This is a genomic window from Streptomyces sp. NPDC104761 (assembly GCF_055583445.1).
The window spans coordinates 100,944-120,494 of record NZ_JBVJNZ010000021.1 but is presented as its reverse complement, the minus strand read 5'-3'; the positions used below and the strand labels follow the sequence as shown (position 1 = coordinate 120,494).

Genomic DNA, 19,551 nt, shown 5'->3' with positions numbered 1-19,551 from the left:
GGAGATATCCCCCACCCCCGCGCGCCCCAGACTTCCCCCTCCCTCCCCCGAAGCTTTTCTCTTTCCCCTCCCCCTCCTCCCCCCCCTGCACCACCCCGGGGGCCGCCGTGCCGCCGGTAACCGTAACGGCCCGGAGCGAACCGGAGTTGACCGTCAGCGCACCGGACCGCCTCCGGCAGCGCATGTCACGCCCGGTCGAGCTCGCCGCGCAGCCAGTGCAGTACGTCGGGGGTCACCGGGTCGGCGAGGTCGGCGAACTCCTCGTGCCTCTGGAGGAACGTGGCCACGTACTTGCACACCGGGACGACGCGTTTCCCGCCGGCCCGGACGTCGGCGAGCGCCTCCTCGACCAGCCGGCCGGCCAGGCCCTGTCCGGCGAAGGCGTCGTCGACCTCGGTGTGGTAGAAGACCCGCTGGTCACCGTGGTCGCGGTAGGCGGTGAGGCCGGCGCGCACGCCGCCGACCAGGATCTCGTAGCGATGGTGGGCGTCGTCGTGCACGACGACCGGGGCGGCCTGGGGCTGGCTCACCGGGTTCCTTTCGGTGGGGTGTGACGATACCGGTGGGACGGGGACGGCGACGGTGATCTCCCGTCGAGATGACTGAAATCCCGAACCATCGCCGGGAAGGAGGAAGCAAGTGGGGTGCCGGAGCGCTTGTGCATGATGAGAGCAACACCTCCTGTGAGGAAGGTCCCGTGTCCCAGATGCCGTCGTCCGACATACGCTCCCCGCGCCGGGAGGCCGCCGCCGAGGCTGCCCACGGGGTGCCCGGCTGGCTGATCGCGCTGTTCGCCGTCGCCTCCGGCATGACGGTCGCGAACCTGTACTACGCCCAGCCCCTGCTGTCCGAGCTGCGCGGTGTCTTCCACATCAGCGAAGCCACCGCCGGTCTGCTGATCACGCTCACCCAGGTCGGCTACGTGATCGGCATGATCTTCCTGGTGCCGCTCGGCGACCGGCTGGAGAAGCGGAGCCTGGTCACCGCGCTCCTGACGGTCACCACGCTCGCCCTGGTGGCGGCCGGTCTCGCGACCGGGTTCCCGATGCTGCTGATCGCCTCGCTGGTGAGCGGGGCCACCTCCGTGGTGGCGCAGATCCTCGTCCCGTTCGCCGCGAGCCTGGCGCCCGACCACGCCCGGGGCCGGGTGGTGGGCCGGGTGATGAGCGGCCTGCTCACCGGCATCCTGCTGTCGCGGACGCTCAGCAGCCTGGTGTCCAGCGTGGCCGGCTGGCGGGTCGTCTACCTCGGCTCGGCCGTCCTGATGGCCCTGCTGGGCGTGGCCCTGCGGCTGGCACTCCCCCGGCACGCGCCCACCACCTCTGTGCCGTACCACCACGTGCTGCGCTCCACGGCGGCGCTGGTGCGCACGCACCCGGCGCTGGTGCGCCGGGGCCTCTACCAGGCCGCGATGTTCGGTGCCTTCAGCGCCTTCTGGACCACCGTCTCCTACGTCCTGACCGGGCCCGGCTTCCGCTACTCGGCCGTCGGGGTCGGGGTGTTCGCGCTGGTCGGCGCTGCCGGTGCGGCCGTCGCCCCGTTCGCCGGGCACTGGGCCGACCGCGGGCTGACCCGCCGGATGACCGGTGCCGCGTTCGGTCTCGCCGCGGTGGCCTTCGCGATCGCCGGGTTCGGCCGGCACAGCATCGTCCTGATCGGGCTCGCGGCCGTCGCCCTCGACATGGCCGTGCAGACCAGCCTGATCCTCGGCCAGCACACCGTCTACCAACTCGACCCCCTCGCCCGGGCGCGCCTGAACAGCGCCTTCATCGCGATCTTTTTCATCGGCGGCGCCCTCGGCTCCCAGCTCGGCTCGATCGCCTACCGGTCCGGCGGCTGGAGCGCGGTCAGCGTGTTCGGGGCCGTCCTGCCGGTGCTGGGCCTGCTGTACTGGCTCACCGAGCGCCGGACCGGCGCGAAGCGCTCAGCGTAGGGCGCCGAGGGCCGCCACCGACGGTAGGACGCCGTGGCGGCCGGCCCGCGTCCGTGCGTGCAGCGTGGCCGGCACCCCTGAGCGCACCGGGTGCGCTCAGGGGTGCCGGTCCGGGCGCTCCGGGGCAACGCCTCCCCCGCCGCCGCGCCTAGCGTCACCCGCGTATCCAGCCGCATCGGACATCCGCCAGGAGGCGCACCGTGACCACCAGCTCCGAGCCCGGGAAGGCCCTGCAGCACAGTCAGCCGTGGCTGCACCAGAAGGGCGAGGTCATCCAGGAGTTCGGGACCGTCAAGCAGTTCCCGCTCGGCCTCTCGTACGAGGCACGCATGTACTCCTGCCAGCGCCTGAACCGGGTCCTGGCGGACACGCAGATCCTGTACGGCCTCTACAAGAAGCACCACTGGCTGCTGCGCGGCGCGACCTTCTACCAGCTGCACCTGCTGCTGGACAAGCACGCGGGCGACCAGCTGGCCCTCGTGGACACGCTCGCCGAGCGGGTCCAGACCCTGGGCGGCGTCGCGGTGGGCGACCCGCGGCACGTCGCCGAGATCACCTCGATCCCGCGTCCTCCGGACGGCGTCGAGGAGGTCCCGGCGATGCTCTCGCGGCTCCTGGCGGCCCACGAGTCGATCCTGGTCGACGCGCACGACGCGGCCGCCCGGGCCGCCGGGACGGGCGACGACGGCACCAACGACCTGCTGGTCTCGCAGGTGATCCGCACCGGGGAGCTGCAGGCCTGGTTCCTGGCGGAGCACCTGGTCGACACTCCCCTGGTCCGCGCCTGAGAGTGCCCGGGAGCGGCGGACGCCTGCCTAGGATGCGGCGGAGATCGCCGCCGTACCGAGGCGGGCGCCGTGCCACCGGGAGCGGATCATGGACCTGCGGCAGATGGAAGTCGTGGTCGCCGTGGCGGACGCGGGCGGGTTCACGGCGGCCGCGCGGCGGCTGCACGTGGTCCAGTCCGCCGTCTCCGGCACGGTCCGCGCCCTGGAGCGCGAGCTGGGCACCCCGCTGTTCACCCGGACCACGCACCGCGTCGGGCTCACCCCGGCCGGCGAGGCGTTCGTCCCGGCGGCCCGGCAGGCCCTGCGCGCCGCCGAGCTGGCCCGCGAGGCGGTCGACGCGGCGAAGGGCGAGCTGCGCGGCCGGGTGACGGTCGGCACCATGCAGGGGGTCTGGGCGAACCTGCACCACGCGCTGACCGCGCTGCGGTCCGAACATCCGCGGGTGGTGGTCCAGTTGCGGCAGGCGGCGGTCATCGACATCCGGCAGGCGCTGCGCGAGGGCACGGTGGACCTGGCGGTGGTGGCGCTGGACCGCCAGCAGCAGCGCGGTCTGGTGACCAGGCTGCTGGCCCGCGAGGAGATGGTCCTGGTGGCCTCGCCCCGCCGGCGCCTCACCACGAACGGGGCCGAGGGCACGGTCCACCTGGCCGACATCGCCGAACTGCCGCAGGTGGACTTCACGCCCGGCTGGGCGATCCGGGACGCGGCCGACCGCGCGTTCCGGGCGGCCGGCGTCGAACGCGCCACGACCTTCGAGGTCAACGACATCGTGGCCGCCTCCGAACTGGTCCGGGCCGACCTCGGCGTCTGCGTCATGCCGCCCACCATCGCCCACCGTTTCCCGGACCTGACGGCCTACCGGTTCGCCCGGCACGCGCCGAGCTGGAAGGTGATGGTGGTACGGCCGCCCGGCGAGCCGCCGGCGGCCGTCGCGGCGCTGCTGCGCCACATCACCTGACCGAACGCCTCGGTCGGAGCGCAGGCCGGACAGCTGCCGTGCCTGGGCGCCGGCCTCTTTTCCGGCCTCGGCGCTCGGCGGCGTGCGCCATGGGGCAGGTCGCCGGGCGGTGGGTGCCCGGTCGTCACCACCGCCGCCACATTGCACAACCAGCGCGGCGAGCGTCCTGTCCGGGCAGCACACGTACCCGCCGCGCCGTTGGCGGACGTGCGGGAACGGCGTGGGCGCGGGGACGGAAACCGTCCCCGCGCCCACGTGCAGGTCGTCTCAGAAGTCCTCGGAGTCGGGGATCACGTGCATCGCCGCCTCCTCCGCCGACGCCCCGGCGCCGTCCAGGCCCCGGTCGGAGGCGAACAGGTCGGAGTCGGTGACCTCGTGCGCGCCCTCGTCGGGGGCGAGGAGCCGTCCGGCACGGGCGTCACCGACCTCGTCGTCGAGGAGTTCGCCGTCGGTGTCCCAGGCGTCGCCGAGGCCATCGCCGTCCGGGACGCCCAGGTCCGGCACCTCCTCGGCAAGGCGCTCGTCCAGGGTCTCCCCGCGCAGTCCCTCCGCCGCCGTCACTCCCGTGTGCTCCACGGCCCAGGGCCGCTCCGGCGGCGAGTAGCCCTCGTCCAGGGCCTCCTCGCCGGCCCGGTAGTCCAGGGTGTCCGAGGCGTCCAGCAGACCGGCGTCGTCCTGCACCTCCGAACCGTCCGGCTGGTAGACCTCGTCACCCATCGCCTCGTCGGTCATACGCGCTCCATCGTCACTCGGGCCGTCAGTTCTATCCGGCCGTCAACCGGAAAGGGTAGGAGGTCGTGGTCACGGTCGGGCAGCGCGATCACGAAAGCGGTGGCGGGAAGAGCCGCGCGGACGGCGCCCAGGACGCGGCGGGCGGTGGCCCGGACGAGTCCGGCGGCCGGCTCGTCCAGCAGCAGGATCGGCGGATCCCGCGGCACGGCCCGCGCGAGGGCGAGCCGGTGGCGCCGGCCCTGGGAGAGCCGGCCGCCGTTCGGTCGGTGGTGTCGTACTGGGGGCCGACCGCGGTGGTCGAGGCCCGGACGGCGGTGCCGCCCTGGGCCGAGGACGGGGCACCGGGGCCCACCACGCTCAGCGCCACCAGCAGCGCGGAGAGTCCGTGCCCTCGCCTTGTGCGTCATGCGTGTCCCTGTCTGCCGTATCCCGGTGATCCGGACGGTAGGCGGGCAGGACGGGGGCGATCGTTCCGAGAGCGTCCGGGGTCCGGTCCCTCAGGGAACAGCCGCGGTGTCAGTCCGCCTGGACCGCACCCGCCGCCCGCCGCCACTGCGCCGGCGACATCCCGTAGGTCTCGCGGAACGCCCGGCTGAAGTGGGAGGGGCTGGTGAAGCCCCAGCGGGCGGCCACCGCGGCGATCGACCGGTGCACGGCGCCGGGCAGGGCCAGCTCCGCGTGGGCCGCCTCAAGCCGGCGGCCCCGGATCCAGGCGCCCACGGTGGTGCCCTGGCGCTGGAAGAGCCGGTGCAGGTAGCGCAGGGAGATGGCGTGCTGGTCGGCGAGGTCCTGGGGGGCGAGTCCGGGTTCGCCGAGCCGGTCCCGGACGGACGCGGTGATCCGCTCCCACAGGGCCGATTCGGGCGGCCCGCCGATCCGCTCCAGGGCCACGGTCGCGAGGATCTCCACGACGGTGCGGGCGAGTTGTTCGCGCCGGGCCGAGGTCACCCGGGTGACCTCGTCGACGAGTCCGTCGAGCAGCGGCAGCAGCAGGGCCGCAGCGCCCCCTTCGGCCTCGTCCACCGCCGTGGCCGTGAGGGCGTGCAACTGCCGTTCCTCCAGGCGCAGCAGGGCGCGGGGCACCATGAGGATCCGGGCCCGCTGCGGCTCGGGGAGCACGATCCGGAACGGCCGCCGCGCGTCGTGGAAGGCCAGGCCGCCGGGGTGGAGTTCGGCGGTGCGGCCGTCCTGGAGCAGCAGGGCGGTACCGGTCAGCTGGCGGCGGACCAGGATGTGGGTGCGGGGATCGGCGGCGGCCGTGCGGGCGCCGCGCAGGATCGCGCCGGGGCCGAAGTCCTCGGTGGCGATCTGAAGGGCGCCGAGCCGCTCGGCAGCCAGTTCGCCGGTCCATGGGCGGTCCCGGTCGACGGTGACCTCGACGTCCACGAAGGTCCGGGACAGGACGCGCTGCCAGGCGTCGAGGCGGTCGCCGGGGGCCAGGTCCCGGGTGGTGCAGGACACGGCCGTCAGCACGGCGGGCCGTCCGTCCGCACCAGGTCGAGCCAGTCCGTCGGGGACAGCCCGAAGGAGCTGCGGAAGGCCTTGCCGAACCCGGCGGCGCTGGTGAATCCCCAGCGCCGGGCGACCTGGCCCAGGCTGACCGAGCCCGCCGGGCGCGCGGCGAGTTCCCGGCGGCACTCGCGCAGCCGCTGGTCGCGGATCCACTGGCAGACGGTGGTGCCCTCGGCCTGGAACAGCCGGTGCAGATAGCGCACCGAGATGCCGTGCACCCGGGCGATGACGGCCGGGGCCAGCGTGGGGTCCGACAGGTGCCAGCGGATGTACGTCCTGATGCGCAGCAGCAGCACGCCGTCGGCACCGGGCAGGTCGGCGGGGTCCGCCGCGAGCCGGTCGGCCGCCGTGGCCGCCACCAGGTCGATGACGCTCTCGGCCAGCCGCTCGGCCGTCGGCGTCGAGTACGCCGCGGAGGTGTCGGCCAGCCGTTCCAACAGCGGCCCGAGCAGCGCGGGGAGCCCGTCGCGCGGGCGGATCGCGCGGCCGGTGAGCTGTCGTACGTCGGCCTCCGACAGCTCCAGCAGCGGGCGCGGTACGGCGAAGATCTTCAGCCGGAAGCGTTCCGGGAAGGTGGTGCGGAACGGGCGCAGCGTCTCGAAGAAGGCGAGGTCGCCGGAGCGCAACTCGGTGGTGCGGCCGTCCTGTTCGACCCGGGCGCGGCCGGTGCTCTGGACGGCCACGAAGATCTCCCGGCCGTCGCCGCGGGCGATGAACCGCGGAGCCCGGTGGACCCGCCCGGGGTCGGCCTCCACCGTGGTGATCCGGAGGTCCCCGAGGCGGTCGGTGCGCAGGGTGGCGTCGTAGGTACCCCCCTCGGCGGCGATGTCCATCCCCACCAGGGTGTCGAACACGGCGTCGTGCCAGTACTCCAGGCTCTCCTCCGGCGGAACCGAGCGCGTGGTCAGCACCCTGCTCCGGTCACTCGTCGCGCCGGCCGGAGGCCGGCGTCTCTCCTCGTCGGAGCCGATCGCGGTTGCCATGCCGTCAGCCTGGCCGGGCGACCGGTACCGGCGCATCAGTCGGCCGACTGGTCGTCGACCGGTGCCGGGCCCGTCAGCGCAGACGGGCCTGGAGATAGGCACAACCGGTCTGCAGCGCCGCCCGGGTGGGCGCGCTGTCGGCGAGGGCGTGCAGCGCCACGAAGTCGTGGATGGTCCCCAGGAACCGCACGGACAGCGCCTCGACGCCGGCCTCGGACAGCCGCCGCGCGTACTGCTCGCCCTCGTCGCGGGCCACGTCCGCCTCCGCGGTGACGACCAGGGCCGGCGGCAGCCCCGCGAGCTCCTCCGGGCGTGCCCGCAGCGGAGCCGCGGTGGGCTCGCTCCGGTGCGCGGGGTTGGCGACGTACCGCTGCCAGTACGCGCGCAGCGCCCGGCGGGTGAGCAGGTGGCCGGTGGCGAACCGGTGCTGCGAGGGGCTGTCGCAGCGGTCGTCGACGAGGGGGTAGTAGAGCAGTTGCGCACTGATCCGCGGCCCGTGCCGGGTCTTCGCGAGCATGGTGACGGCGGCCGCCAGGGTGGCACCGGCGCAGTCGCCGCCCACCGCCAGCCGGCGGGGGTCGAGCGCGAGTGCGTCGGCCTGGGTGACCGCCCAGGTCAGCAGGGCGTAGCACTCCTCCAGCGCCACCGGGTAGCGCGCCTCGGGGGTGCGGCTGTACTCGGGGACGACGGCGCACACACCGGCTCCGGTGACGAGTTCGCTGATGAGCCGGGCGTGGGTCTGGGCGTCACCGAGCGTCCACCGGCCGCCGTGCAGGTACAGCAGGGCCGGGAGCGGGCCGCGGGCCGCGGCCGGGCGTACGGTCCAGAAGCCCAGCAGCCGCGCGGGGCCGACGGGCGCCACGTGGAAGACGGCGTCCACGGCGAAGTCCTCGAACCGGTCGGCCTGGGTCTCCCGCAGCGCCTGCCGTGCCGCGTCCGGGCCGAGGTCGTCGAGGGCGGGCGGCACCGCGGCGGCGCTGACCAGGCGCTGCACCACGGGGTCGAGGACGACGGCGCTCCCCGGTCCTGCGGATGTCATGGGCGTTCCTCCGGCCGGCCCTCGGGTACCCTCACCGGCCCTGTACCAGGTCACGGAGCTGATGGCGGCTGCTGACGCCGAGCTTGGGATACACGTTGTACAGATGCGAGCCGACGGTACGCGGCGACAGGAAGAGCCGCTCGCCGATCTCACGGTTCGACAGGCCGCGGGCGGCCAGCTGGACGATCTGCCGCTGCTGTGCGGTCAGTTGCTCCAGCAGACCCGCGTCCGCGGGGGCGGGGGCCGCGCCGCTCGCGCGCAGCTCGCTGCCGGCGGCGGCCGCGAGGGCGCCGGCGCCGAGGCGTTCGGCGGTCTCCAGGACTGTGGTCAGCTGCTGGCGCGCCTCCAGAGTACGACGGCAACGGCGCAGCCAGATCGCGTAGTTGAGGCGGACGTGGGCGCACTCCCAGGGCCAGCGGTTCGCCCCGTGGTTGACGAGCGCGAGCTGGAAGTGCTGCTCGGTCTCGCGGTCCTGGCCGACCAGGGCGCTGGCGTGGTGCAGAAGCAGCGTCATCCTGGTGCTCGGGCGGTCCCCCTGCTCGGCCCTGACCCGTTCCAGGACCGGCAGCGCCTGCGCCGACCGTCCGGTGCGCTGGGCGGTGACGGCGAGTTCGGCGACGGCCCGGGTGGACAGGAAGGGGTGCAGGGGAGAGCCGTCGGCGGTGAACAGGCCGCTGAACTGGCGCCAGGCGTCCTCCATGTCGCCGCGCGCGACGGAGGCGAGTCCGCGGGCGCGCAGCAGCCGGGCATGGGTGGCCCGGTTCTCGTCCAGGCAGACGGCCCGCCACACGGAGGGGGTGAACCAGGGCTCCGGCGGGAGGCTGCCGCGCAGCGCCCGTACGGTCAGCGCCTGGGTCTCCAGGTCGGCCCGCAGGCGCGGCAGGCGCAGCACCGCGGCCTCCGTGAGGGCGTCCTCGACCACGCTCCCGGCCTCGGCGAGCCGCCCGGTGGCCAGCAGGGTGTCCACCAGCGCGAGCACCGACCAGCCGCGCAGCCCGAAGGCGCGGGCGCCGCGCAGCCGCTCGTCGGCCGTCCGGGACTGCCCGAGGTCCACGTCCGCCTCGTCGGCCCGGTGGGCGACCGCGGCGAGGACCGTGCGGGCGGCCGGGGCGTCGGGCGACGCACCGTGCACGGCGCCGCGGCTCGCCGGGGCACCGGTGGCGGAGCGCGGCCGGGCGGCCGCGGTGACCAGCGCGGCCATGGCCTGTCTGGTGTGCGGGGTGTCCAGCCGGGCCAGCGCCCCGGTCGTCGCGGGGCGCCACCGCCCGGATGCCCGGGCCCGCCGGGCCCGGTCGAGCAGCGCGGGCAGCGCCGCCGTGTGCTCCGGCAGCCCGGACTGGGCGGCGATGCCCGCCGCCAGCCTGGCGAGGGCGAGCGCGAGGGACCGGTCGACGGCGGGAAAGTGCTCCGAGGCGTCGGCCAGCAGCTCGAAGGCCTCACGCTGGGCCGACTCGTGGGAGAGCGCGGAGGCCAGCGCACCGGCCGCGGCACACCCGAACTCCGGCTCGGCCCCTTCCTGCACGAGCCGTTCGTACAGCTCGCGGACCCAGCCGGGGTCGCCCGCCGCGTGGGCCGCGGTCAGGGCCTCGGCCAGCCGGCGGGCGCGTTCCGGCGGCCGTGGGCTGAGCCGGGCCGCCTGTTCCAGGGCGCGTGCGGCCTCCACCGCATCCCCGCGCCGCCAGGCGGAGACCTCCAGGGAGGCGGCGACGAACGCATTGGCGCCCACGGTGGCCGCGGCCAGGTGCCGGGCCCTGATTTCGGGCTGCACGGCGACCCTGGCGAGCTCCCGGTGGGCCTGCTGGCGCTCGCCGGCCGGGCGCCCGAGGTAGGCGGCCGAGCGGACCAGCGGATGCCCGAAGTCGAACCGGTCCTCGGCCAGCGCGATCAGCCCGGCCGCCTCCGCAGGCGCCCACACCGCCAGGTCTTTGGTGCCGAGGGCGGCCATGACCGCGGCGACGCTCCCGCCGGGCCCCGCGGCCGCCGCGTACAGCAGGGCCCGTCGGGTCTCGGTGGGCATCGCGTCGACCCGTGCGCCGAAGACGTGCGTGTGCCGCACCGAGGTGGCGGGTCCCGGCGCACCGCGGCCCAGCTCCACGAGGGCCAGCGGGTTGCCCTGGGCCTCGGCGAGGATCTCCAGCCGGTGCCGGCCGGTGGGCGCCGCCGGCTGCCGGTCGAGGAGGGCCGCGGCCGAGACGGCGTCGAGCGGGCCCAGCCACAGGGTCTCGGTGCCGGGCGGCGGAGCGGGCAGGGCCGCCTCGTGGCGTGCGGCGAGCAGCACCGTCAGCGCGCGGCCGGCCAGCTGCCGGACCGCGGCGAACAGCGCCTCCGGGAAGGCGCGGCCACACAGGTCGGCGTCGTCAACGCACACCAGCACCGGACCGGCCCCGGCGAGCCGGTCCAGCAGCGCGGTCACCGCCGCGTGCAGCTCGGTCTCGTCCGCCGCCGGATCGTCCGCGTGCGGTACGGCCGTCAGCAGCCGTTGCCGAGCGGCGGGCAGCGCGGCCGGCTCGTCGCGCACGGACGGCGTCAGCAACTGGTGCAGGCAGGCGTGCGCGTGCCGCGGGTCCTCGGCCCAGCCCTGCGCGGCCAGCACCAGCACGCCCTCGGCGGTGGCCCGGTCCCGGACGTGCCGGAGCAGTGCCGTTCGCCCGGTCCCCTCCTCGCCGAGGAGCAACAGGGTCTGCGGCGTGCCGGGCTCGCGCGTCGCGCACCGCAGGATCCGCTCGGTCTCGCCGTCCCGGCCCAGCACGGCACTCTCGTCGCCGGTCGTGGACTGCTGGGGTGGGTGGACCGTCATGCACGTACTCCCCGGATGGTGCGCGTTCTCCCTGGCCGGAGCCATCTTCGCGGCGACCGGACAGGCGCGCTTCTGTCACCTGACCAGTCACCGGTGCCTGTGCCCGACCGGGGTGCGCGAGCCCGCGGTTCCCGCCCTGCCGCCGGCCGCTGGCAGGATTGCCGTATCAGCGCCTCGGCGACCTCGACGACCAGGACGGTTCATGCACGCCGTTACCGACCATCCCTCCGACCAGGACATCCTGGGCCGGGCCGCCGAGCTGGGCCGTATCGACCGGCTGCTGGAGGCGGTGGACGGCAGCGGCCCGCAGGTGCTGGTGCTGACCGGGGAGCCGGGGGCGGGCAAGAGCACCCTCGTGGACCGGGCGGCCGAGCGGGGCCGGGACCGGGGCCTCGGGATCCTGCGGGTGCGCGGCAGCGAGGGCGAGGCGGGTCTCGGTCTGTCGGGCGTGCACCAGCTGCTGCATCCGCTGCTGCCCGGCGAGGGCCTGCCCGCGGCGCACCGGGAGGTGCTGGACCGCGCCTTCGGGCCGGAGGCGGCGGAGTACGAGCTGAAACTCGATCAGCTGTCCCTGTGCGGCGGCGTGCTCGGGCTCGTCACCGAGGCCGCCGCGCGCCGGCCGCTGCTCCTGCTGGTGGACGACGCCCAGTGGCTGGACCTCGGGTCGGTGGACGTCCTGGCCTTCCTCGCCCGGCGGCTGGAGGGCAGGCCGGTGGTGCTGCTGCTCGCCGCCCGCGAGGACGGCGTACCGGCCCGGTTCGACCGGGCCTTCCCGCAGATCACGCTGGGCCCGCTGAGCCGTTCCGCGGCGGGGCAGTTGCTGGACGCGCAGCCGGATCCGCCGCGCGGCAAGGCGCGGGCCGAGATCCTCCGGCAGGCGGCGGGCAACCCGCTGGCCCTGATCGAGCTGCCCCGCGCGCTGGCCCGGGGCCGGACCGGGGACACGGGGGCCGGCGGGGCCGGGGGCGCCACGCTGCCGCTCACCGCGCGCCTGGAGAACCTCTTCGCCGCCGACCTGCCCGGCCTGCCCGCGCCCACCCGGGCGGCCCTGCTCCTGGTGGCCGCGGCCGGCCCGGCCCGGCTGACGGACCTCATGCGGGCCGCCCCGGGGCTGGACGTCGTGGCGGCGCTGGACCCCGCCGAGCGGGCCGGGCTGGTGCGGGTGGCGGACGGCGCGGTGCTGCTGCGGCACCCGCTGGTGCGCTCGGCCGTCTACCACGCGGCCTCCTTCCAGGAGCGCCGCCAAGCCCATCTCGCCCTGGCCGCCGCGCTGGCCGGGGAGCCGGACCGCCGGGCCTGGCAGCTGGCCGCCGCGGCGACGGGCCAGGACGCCGAGGTCGCCGACGCCCTGGCGGAGACCGCGGAGCGGGCCCGGGGCCGGGGCGGCTACGCGGCGGCCGCGACCGCGCTGGAACGCGCCGCGGAGCTGACCCCGGCACCGGACCTGCGGGCCGGGCGCCTGCTGGCGGCCGCGCGGGCGGCGATGTTCGCCGGTCACCCGCAGTGGGTCGGCGAGCTGAGCGGCCGGGTCGGCGGGCTGACCGAGGATCCGCGACTGCGCGCCGAGGCCTCGCTGCTGGGCGGCTGGGCCCTCGGGGTGACTCTCCGTCACGAGGAGGCGTTGGCACTTCTGTTGGGGGTGGCCGAGGCCACCGCCGCCTCGGCTCCGGACCTCGCACTCGGCGCGCTGAGCACCGCCGCCACCTCCGTCTACAACTCCGGCGCGCCGCGTCATCGCGCCGAACTGGACCGGATCAGCGGCCTGATCGACGGGGACGACGACCCGGCCGGCCGCCTCTGGACCCTGGCGGTCGTCGACCCCGTCCACGAACGGCCGCTGCTGGAACGGCACCTGGCGGCGGGGCTGACGGCCCTGGCACGCGAGGAGTCGCTCGGCAACCTCACGGCGCTGGGCGGCGCGACCTGGATCCTGGACGAGACCGAGCAGGCCGTACGCGTCCTCGGACTGACCATGGACCTCCTGCGGCGGGCCGGCAGCGCGGGCACGAACGCGACCGTGACCCAGGCGCTCGCCCTCGCCCTGTTCGAGAGCGGCTCGTGGACGGCGGCCGAGGACGCGGCGCACGAGGCGTTCTGGATGGCGACGGAGGCGGGGGCGGACAACGTGACCGTGGGCTCCGGCCTCCTGCGGGCCACCCTGCGCGCGCTCCGTGGCGATCCCGCGGCCGCCAGGTCCGAGGCGGTGCTGGCCGTACGGGGTGTGGACCTGCGCAGGTCGCTCAGCCTTCAGGTCCGCCACCGGCACGCCATGGGCATGGCGGCGTTCGCCGCCGGCGACCACGCGGACGCCTACGAGCAGTTGCGGGCTGCCTTCACCCGGGACTTCCGGCCGGCCCCCGTCCACTACCACGCCTCGCTCTACTACCTGGGCGACCTGGCGGCAGCGGCGGTGCGCGCGGGGCGGGCGGACGACGCGCGCACGGTGGCCGACGCCGTACGGCAGGACCTGAAGCCCGACCCGTCCCCACGGCTGGCCGCCGTACTGCACCGGGCCACCGCCCTGCTGACCGACACCGACGACGCCGAACAGCACTTCCGCGCCGCCCTCGACGACCCGGCCACCGACTGCTGGCCGTTCGAGAAGGCCCTCGCCCACCTCGACTTCGGTGAGTGGCTGCGCCGGCGCCGCCGCAGCGCCGAGGCCCGCCCGCACCTGAACGCGGCCCTGGAGTGCTTCCAGCGCCTGGACGCCCGCCCGTGGACCGAGCGCGCGACGGCGGAGCTCCGGGCGGCGGGCGCGGCGACCGGCCCTGCCCCCGTCGGTGAACTCACCCCGCAGGAACGCCAGATCGCCGAACTGGCCGCCCAGGGCCTGACCAACCGCGACATCGCGGCCCGCCTCTACCTCTCCCCCCGTACCGTCGGCTACCACCTGCACAAGGTCTTCCCCAAGCTCGGCATCACGGCCAGGGCCCAGCTCCGGGACGCGCTCACGCAGGAGGACCAGGGCTGACCTACCGCGTCCGGGAACCCGCGGAGGGGCGGTCGCACAGGGCGTCGTCGATGAGCGTGCCCGTGGCGCGGTTGGGGACGGCGAGGTCCGGCGGCGCGGTCGTGGTGGTGAGGTAGACGGTCACCGCGCGCCTGCCGTCGGCCCCCACCGCGGGGCGGGTGTTGACGCCCGCCCCGTCGCCCTCGGGCGGAGTGGTGTCGTAGCGGTTCTCGTCGAAGTGGTTGATCAACCGGTCCTGGATCTCGGGGTCGTCCACGTAGTCGTACAGGCCGCTGGTCTGACGGAGCAGGTCGCGGACGGTGATGCGGCTGCCGTCGTTGCCGTTGCCGTCGACGACCCCCGGCAGCCAGTGGTCGACGGTGTCGTCCAGCGACAGCCGCTTCTCCGCGGCGAGTTGGAGGACCACGGTGGCCGTGAACGTCTTCGTCGTGCTCGCCACGCGGAAGTGCGCGTTCCACGGGACCGGTCGCGAGGAGCCGGCGGCCCGGGTGCCGATGCGCGCCATGACCGGCGGTCCGTCCGCCCGGTCGACCCTGGCGAGCACGTTCACGTCGCCGCCCCCGGCCTGCCGTACGGCCGCGAGGTCCTCCCGGACGGCGGCCACGCCGTAGGAGCGCGGCGCGGCCAGGTGGTCTTCCCGACGATCGCGACCGGCGTGCGGCCACGCGGGATCAGTGAGCGCGCGTGATGGGCTGTTCGGACCAGATGGTCTTGTGGTTCTGGCCGTGGCGGCAGCCCCAGCGCTCGGCGAGCTGGGCGACGAGGAACAGGCCGCGTCCGCCCTCGTCGGTGGTGCGAGCGCGGCGCAGGCGGGGTTGGGCGCTGTTGGAGTCGGTGACCTCGCAGACCAGAACGTGGTGGCGGATCAGCCGCAGCTCGGCCGGCGGACGACCGTGGCGGATCGCGTTGGTGACCAGTTCGCTGACGATGAGCTCGGTGGGGAAGAAGAGGTCGTCCAACCCCCATGCGGTGAGTTGGCGGGTCGCCCATTCCCGGGCGTCCGAGACAGCAGCCGGATCAGCCGGTATCTGCCAGTGAGCGGTGTCCTCGGCGGGTACGGCGCGCGTGCGTGCCAGCAGCAGGGTCGCGTCGTCACGTGGTGCTTCGTCCACGAGATGGTCGAGGAGGGCGCTGCCGGTCTCCTCCAGCGCGCGGTCCGGGCGGCAGGAGGTGGCGAGGGCATCGGTCAGCCGCTGGAGCCCGTCGCAGACGTCGTGTGCGGCTTCCTGGACCAGGCCGTCCGTGTACAGCGCGAGCACGCTGCCCGGCTCGACGTCGATCGTGGTCGTCTCGTACGGCATGCCGCAGACGGCGAGGGGCGGCCCCGGGAGTACGTCGACGGCTTCGGCACTCCCGTCGGGCCGCACGAGCACCGGCGGCGGGTGCCCGGCACTGGCCATGGCGCAGCGTCGGGTGACCGGGTCGTAGACCGCGTACAGACAGGTGGCGCCCATGACGTCATGGTCGCCAGGAGGTGCTTCCGCCGCGAGGCGCTGGACCAGGTCAGCGAGACGCGTGAGCACCTCGTCCGGCTCCAGTTCGAGGTCGGCGAGGGTCTGGATGGCAGCGCGCAGACGGCCCATGGTGGCACTGGCGGGTATGCCGCGGCCGATCACGTCTCCGGCGACGAGGGCCAGCCGGAGAGCGGGCAGGGGTATGGCGTCGTACCAGTCGCCGCTGGTGCCGCCCCCACGGTCTGCGGGCAGGTAGACGCCGGCGGTCTCGGCTGCCGGGGTGTCGGTCGTGGCCGGGGGAAGGAGTCTTTGCTGCAGGGCCATGGCCGCTCTGTGCTCGCGCGTGTAGCGGCGGGCGTTGTCGATCGCGAGTGCTCCCCGTGAGGCAATCTGCCGCATGAGATCCACCTCGTCCTCGGTGAACGGTTCGGGCGGACCGGTGCGCCAGACCACGATCGCTCCGAGGGTGAGGCCGCGGGCGTGCAGCGGTGCCACCATCACCGCCTGGATGTCGTGCGGGAGGAACCGCTCGGCCGCATGTGGGCCGCCGATCAGGGCGATGTAGTCGTCCCGGTCGCAGACGACCGTCTCGCCCTGCTGGAAGCGGCGCAGGAGGGGGTGGTCGGACAGGGACGGGACGCGGTTTCCGCGCTGGATGCCGGGCGGCCAGTTGGCGGTGGCCGGCGCCAGGGCCGCATTGCGTCCATGCGGATCTCCCCCGCCCAGCCGTGCGACGGGTTCGTCACCGTCGAAGACGGCTTCCGCGAGGTCGACCACTGCGAGATCACCGAAGGCGGGTACAAGGACGTCCGCGAGATCCTGGGCGGTCCGCACGACATCCAGGGAGCCCCCCACACGCTCGGCGACCGCATGGGCGAGATCCAGCTGCCGGCGGGCACGCAGTTGGTCGGTGTCGTCTATGTACAGGGCTGCGACCCCTGCGGGGCGTCCTCGCGCGTCCTCCAGACGGAAGGCGGACAGCGACAGTGCGTGCCGCCGCGCCGGATGGTGTCGCCAGCCCACTCGCTGGTTCCTGTGGAACACCGGGACGCCCGTCTCGAGCACCTGCCGCAGTACCGCCTCGATGCTCTCGGCGTCCTCGGCGTACAGCACGTCACCCAGTCGGGCACCGGGCTGTATGGGACGGCCCTCGGGAGTGTCCGGCACGGCGTTCGTCTGCACGGTGGAGAGATCCGTGTCGTGCAGGGCGATCGTGATCCGGTTCTGTGCGGACAGTGCGCGCAGGAGGGCTGCGCCGTGCCGGTGGTCGGCGACGTGAGGAGTGGGGGCCGCGAGCACGAGGAAGTCCGCCGAGCCGCTCACCCGTGTGGTCCGGAACGTGACGTCGATCGTGTTGCCGCACTGGTGACGCAGTCGTACCCGGCCGGTCGCCGGCACGTGTGCGGCCCTGCGCGGGTCGTGCGGGACGTCGGCCACGAGCTCCTGCACGGGGCGGCCGTGGACCTCGTCGGCACAGAACCCGGTCAGGTCCTCCGCTGTGCCGGTCCACCCCACCACGGTGCCCCGCGCGTCGAGCACGGCTGCGGCCAGACCGTCGAAGGCGGGCGGCCGGCCGCCGGGCCCGGCGCCGGAGACGCTCGTCGCACCTCGAAAGGCGCCTGCCGGGTCGGCGTTCTCCACATCCGATGTGTCCATGTCTCTGGCTTCCATGACGAGAATCCGCGGCTGCGGGAGATGGGGACCTTGCGGCGGCTGTCCGCGCTCAGCGGACGCCTCTCGGAGAGGGCAGGTCCTGTTCGGCCCAGACGACCTTGCCGTCCGTCACCGAGCGGGAACCGCACCTGTTCGACAGCCGACCGACCAGGTAGAGGCCGCGGCCGTGCTCGTCGAGATGGCCGGGATGGCGCGGGCGTGGCCGGCCGGTGCTGGTGTCGGAGACTTCGCAGGTAAGCACCCGGTGCTGGATGAGCCGTAGGCGGATCGGGCCGTCGCCGTGGCGGATCGCGTTGGTGACCAGTTCACTGACGAGCGACTCCACGACCGTCACCAGTGGCCCCAGACCCCATTCACGGAGTTGACGGGCGGCCAGCCGCCGGGCCGTCGGGACGGTGACGAGTTCGTTCGGCAGATCCCAGGACGCGACCTGGGCGGGTGGCAGGGCGCGCGTCCGCGCAAGGAGCAAGGTGACGTCGTCGGCCGGTGCCTGCGCCGACAAGGTCTCCATCGCCCGCGAGCACAGGTCCTCCAGGGCGGCACCTGGCTGTGCCAGGGCGGTGCCCAGACGCCGCAGGCCGACGTCGATGTCCTCGCCGCGGGACTCCACCAGGCCGTCGGAGTAGAGGGCGAGCACGCTTCCTTCGGGCAGTTCCAGTTCCACCGACTCGAAAGGCACCAGTCCGAGGCCGAGGCCGAGCGGGGCTCCGGCCGGCAGGTCGGGGACGGTGACCCCGCCCTGCGCGTCGACGACCAGGGGCGGCGGATGCCCGGCCCGTGCCAGCGTGCACCGTCGGGAGACCGGGTCGTAGACGGCGTACAGGCAGGTGGCACCGACGACCGCGGGAACCCGGTCGGTGGCGTCGGCGTCCTCGTCGTTCAGTCGCCGGACCGTGTCGTCGAGGTGCGCCAGCAGTTCGTCCGGGGGCAGGTCGAGGTCCGCGAGCGTGCGCACCGCGGTGCGCAACCTGCCCATGGTCGCCGCGGCGTTGATGCCGTGCCCCACCACATCGCCGACGACCAGCGCCACCCGTGCGCCGGACAGCTCGACCACATCGAACCAGTCGCCCCCCACACCGTGGTCCATGTCGGCGGGCACATAGCGCGAGGCGACATCGACGGCGGCACCGCCCTGCACCCGGTGAGGGAGCAGGTCGCGTTGCAGGGTGAGAGCGGCGGTGCGCTCGCGCGCGTACTGGAGCGCGTTGTCCAGACAGAGCGCGGCCCGGGTGACCAGCTCCTCGGCGAGGAGCAGGTCGTCCTCCTGGAACGGCGTCTGTTCCGTGGAACGGGCGAACAGCGCCAGTCCCAGCACGCAGCGCCGCGCACGGATGGGGACGACCATCAAGGAGTGGACGCCGCTGTCGCGTACCTTCTGCGCACGCGTCGGATCGTGGTCGACCCAGGGGCCGCCATGGGTGTCCAGCACCGGTTCCAGGTGAGACCTGCCCGTGCGCAGGACGGCGGCGAACGACGAGGTCGGGGGGACGTGGATCACCTCTTCACGCACCGCCGGCATCTCCAGGACACTCTGGTCGACGGAGGTCACCCCGGCACGGCGCAACACAGGGCGGCGTCCGCTCGTCGTGCCGATCCGGGCGGCGGGCTCGAGTCCGAACGGAACCGACTCCACCAGGTCGACGACGGCGTGGTCGGCCAGCAGGGGCACGGCGAGCTCTGCCAGTTCCTGGGCGGTCTGCATCACGTCGAGTGTGCTGCCGATGTGCGTGCCGGCCTCGCTGAGGATGGCGAGGCGCTCACGCGCCCGCTTGTTCCCGGTGACGTCCACGGTCATGGAGCACACGCCCAGCGGCGTGCCGTCCGCGCCCTGGAGACAGAAGAAGGAGGCGGAGAACGCGTGCTCGCGGGGACGGTCCGCAGGCGGCCACGCACGGTACTCGTGCACCGTCGTCGTGCCGCTCTGCAGCACCTGTCGCATCACCACCTTGAGCGCTTCGGCCTCGACGGCGGGCAGTGAGTCCTTCAGACCGCGCCCGAAGCGTCGGTGACGAGGCACGCCGTCGTGCCGCTCCATGGCGTCGTTCACCCAGACACAGCGCAGCTGCGCGTCGTAAACGACGATGCCGATCGGGGCTCGGGCAAGGAGCGAATCGCGCACCGGTCCCCCGCTCGCCCCCGAGGACAGGGAACCTATGTCCGTCACGGACGCCAGCCACCGGGTGCCGTCGCCCTGTCCCCGTAGCAGCGAGACCCGCAGCGTCATCCTGAGCGTGTGGCCGTCGCGGTGGCGTATCGCGACAGTGCCGGACCAGCCGCCCCGCTCACGGCACTGCTCGGAGAACGCCGAAGCCCTCCGTGCGTCCTCGGGAGGCGGCAGCACGTGCACGGCGGACCGGCCCACGACCTCTTCGGCCGTATAGCCGACCAGCTGCTGGGCGGCGTGCGTCCACCCCACGACGATGCCCTCGGCATCCATCATCGCTATCGCGGCGTCGAACACCTCAGGGAGGCTCACCGGCTCGGCGGGGAGGGAGTGGTCGATGTTGGTCATTCGCGGTCCGTCCCATCGGTGCGGAAGTAGGCGTCGGCCTGTGGCCCGGCGACCCTGTGTGCAGCGGTGGTGAACGGCGATGTCCCGGTGAGCGGCACACGGTGCGGCATGTGTCATATTAGAGCAATTCGTCCATTAATGATGAAATCGTCAGATGTAATGGCGTGGACGTCAAGACCCTCACGGGTGCGGGTG

At 74.3% G+C, this 19,551-nt stretch carries 14 protein-coding genes and 1 pseudogene; 4 read left to right on the top strand and 11 right to left on the bottom strand.

Annotated features, from left to right (window positions below; translation table 11 throughout):
* Nucleotides 1–185: 185 nt before the first annotated feature.
* Complete coding sequence (locus ACZ63F_RS38770; RefSeq protein WP_469718384.1) at nucleotides 186–530, bottom strand: GNAT family N-acetyltransferase; 345 nt, start codon at nucleotides 528–530, stop codon at nucleotides 186–188.
* A gap of 176 nt (nucleotides 531–706) precedes the next feature.
* Between ACZ63F_RS38770 and ACZ63F_RS38765 the strand changes: the two genes are divergently transcribed.
* The 3 genes from ACZ63F_RS38765 to ACZ63F_RS38755 all read left to right on the top strand — a co-directional run bounded on the left by ACZ63F_RS38765 (nucleotide 707) and on the right by ACZ63F_RS38755 (nucleotide 3,679).
* Nucleotides 707–1,933, top strand: a complete 1,227-nt coding sequence (locus ACZ63F_RS38765) for an MFS transporter (RefSeq protein ID WP_469718389.1) — start codon at nucleotides 707–709, stop codon at nucleotides 1,931–1,933.
* A 200-nt stretch (nucleotides 1,934–2,133) separates the two neighbouring features.
* Nucleotides 2,134–2,721 carry a Dps family protein gene (locus ACZ63F_RS38760; RefSeq protein WP_352367364.1) on the top strand — a complete coding sequence of 196 codons (588 nt, stop codon included), beginning with the start codon at nucleotides 2,134–2,136 and terminating at the stop codon, nucleotides 2,719–2,721.
* An 88-nt stretch (nucleotides 2,722–2,809) separates the two neighbouring features.
* Nucleotides 2,810–3,679 (top strand): LysR family transcriptional regulator, encoded by an 870-nt coding sequence (locus ACZ63F_RS38755; protein ID WP_469718382.1) that lies wholly within the window; start codon nucleotides 2,810–2,812, stop codon nucleotides 3,677–3,679.
* A gap of 267 nt (nucleotides 3,680–3,946) precedes the next feature.
* Here ACZ63F_RS38755 and ACZ63F_RS38750 read toward each other — a convergent pair whose 3' ends face one another.
* The 7 genes and pseudogenes from ACZ63F_RS38750 to ACZ63F_RS38720 form a co-directional block, all read right to left on the bottom strand.
* Nucleotides 3,947–4,411, bottom strand: a complete 465-nt coding sequence (locus ACZ63F_RS38750) for a DUF5709 domain-containing protein (protein ID WP_352367366.1) — start codon at nucleotides 4,409–4,411, stop codon at nucleotides 3,947–3,949.
* Nucleotides 4,408–4,617, bottom strand: coding sequence for a hypothetical protein (locus ACZ63F_RS38745; protein ID WP_469718392.1), 210 nt, complete (start codon nucleotides 4,615–4,617; stop codon nucleotides 4,408–4,410). The genes ACZ63F_RS38750 and ACZ63F_RS38745 overlap by 4 nt, the downstream gene beginning before the upstream one ends.
* 9 nt (nucleotides 4,618–4,626) lie before the next feature.
* Nucleotides 4,627–4,818 (bottom strand): annotated as a pseudogene (locus ACZ63F_RS38740) (hypothetical protein); the annotation flags it as partial.
* 109 nt (nucleotides 4,819–4,927) lie between these two features.
* Entirely contained in the window at nucleotides 4,928–5,884 is a 957-nt protein-coding gene (locus tag ACZ63F_RS38735) for a helix-turn-helix domain-containing protein (protein ID WP_469718381.1), read from the bottom strand.
* The gene (locus tag ACZ63F_RS38730; protein ID WP_469718379.1) at nucleotides 5,878–6,906 is read right to left on the bottom strand and encodes an AraC-like ligand-binding domain-containing protein; all 1,029 of its coding nucleotides are present in this window, start codon (nucleotides 6,904–6,906) and stop codon (nucleotides 5,878–5,880) included. Before ACZ63F_RS38730 ends, ACZ63F_RS38735 begins: the two co-directional genes overlap by 7 nt.
* A gap of 73 nt (nucleotides 6,907–6,979) precedes the next feature.
* Nucleotides 6,980–7,945: an alpha/beta hydrolase gene (locus ACZ63F_RS38725; protein WP_469718378.1), complete on the bottom strand. Its 966-nt coding sequence runs from the start codon at nucleotides 7,943–7,945 to the stop codon at nucleotides 6,980–6,982.
* Between the two features lie 31 nt (nucleotides 7,946–7,976).
* Entirely contained in the window at nucleotides 7,977–10,742 is a 2,766-nt protein-coding gene (locus ACZ63F_RS38720) for a LuxR C-terminal-related transcriptional regulator (protein WP_469718377.1), read from the bottom strand.
* Between the two features lie 202 nt (nucleotides 10,743–10,944).
* On the opposite strand from ACZ63F_RS38720, the gene ACZ63F_RS38715 reads away from it, so the two are divergent.
* A complete protein-coding gene (locus tag ACZ63F_RS38715) occupies nucleotides 10,945–13,716 on the top strand; it encodes an AAA family ATPase (protein WP_469718375.1) in 2,772 nt (923 codons plus the stop codon).
* Nucleotide 13,717: 1 nt separating this feature from the next.
* Here the strand turns inward: ACZ63F_RS38715 and ACZ63F_RS38710 are convergent, their stop codons facing one another.
* From ACZ63F_RS38710 to ACZ63F_RS38700, 3 genes are all read right to left on the bottom strand, one after another.
* Nucleotides 13,718–14,320 (bottom strand): serine hydrolase domain-containing protein, encoded by a 603-nt coding sequence (locus ACZ63F_RS38710; protein ID WP_469718374.1) that lies wholly within the window; start codon nucleotides 14,318–14,320, stop codon nucleotides 13,718–13,720.
* A gap of 67 nt (nucleotides 14,321–14,387) precedes the next feature.
* Complete coding sequence (locus ACZ63F_RS38705) at nucleotides 14,388–16,826, bottom strand: SpoIIE family protein phosphatase (protein ID WP_469718373.1); 2,439 nt, start codon at nucleotides 16,824–16,826, stop codon at nucleotides 14,388–14,390.
* 67 nt (nucleotides 16,827–16,893) lie between these two features.
* Nucleotides 16,894–19,356 carry a SpoIIE family protein phosphatase gene (locus ACZ63F_RS38700; protein WP_469718371.1) on the bottom strand — a complete coding sequence of 821 codons (2,463 nt, stop codon included), beginning with the start codon at nucleotides 19,354–19,356 and terminating at the stop codon, nucleotides 16,894–16,896.
* Nucleotides 19,357–19,551: the final 195 nt, after the last annotated feature.

Coding starts and splice junctions, on each gene's coding strand:
- ACZ63F_RS38720 (WP_469718377.1), bottom strand. CDS start 10,742: ATGACGGTCCACCCACCCCAGCAGTCCACGACCGGCGACGAGAGTGCC.
- ACZ63F_RS38750 (WP_352367366.1), bottom strand. CDS start 4,411: ATGACCGACGAGGCGATGGGTGACGAGGTCTACCAGCCGGACGGTTCG.
- ACZ63F_RS38755 (WP_469718382.1), top strand. CDS start 2,810: ATGGACCTGCGGCAGATGGAAGTCGTGGTCGCCGTGGCGGACGCGGGC.
- ACZ63F_RS38705 (WP_469718373.1), bottom strand. CDS start 16,826: ATGGACACATCGGATGTGGAGAACGCCGACCCGGCAGGCGCCTTTCGA.
- ACZ63F_RS38700 (WP_469718371.1), bottom strand. CDS start 19,356: ATGACCAACATCGACCACTCCCTCCCCGCCGAGCCGGTGAGCCTCCCT.
- ACZ63F_RS38725 (WP_469718378.1), bottom strand. CDS start 7,945: ATGACATCCGCAGGACCGGGGAGCGCCGTCGTCCTCGACCCCGTGGTG.
- ACZ63F_RS38715 (WP_469718375.1), top strand. CDS start 10,945: ATGCACGCCGTTACCGACCATCCCTCCGACCAGGACATCCTGGGCCGG.
- ACZ63F_RS38765 (WP_469718389.1), top strand. CDS start 707: ATGCCGTCGTCCGACATACGCTCCCCGCGCCGGGAGGCCGCCGCCGAG.
- ACZ63F_RS38730 (WP_469718379.1), bottom strand. CDS start 6,906: ATGGCAACCGCGATCGGCTCCGACGAGGAGAGACGCCGGCCTCCGGCC.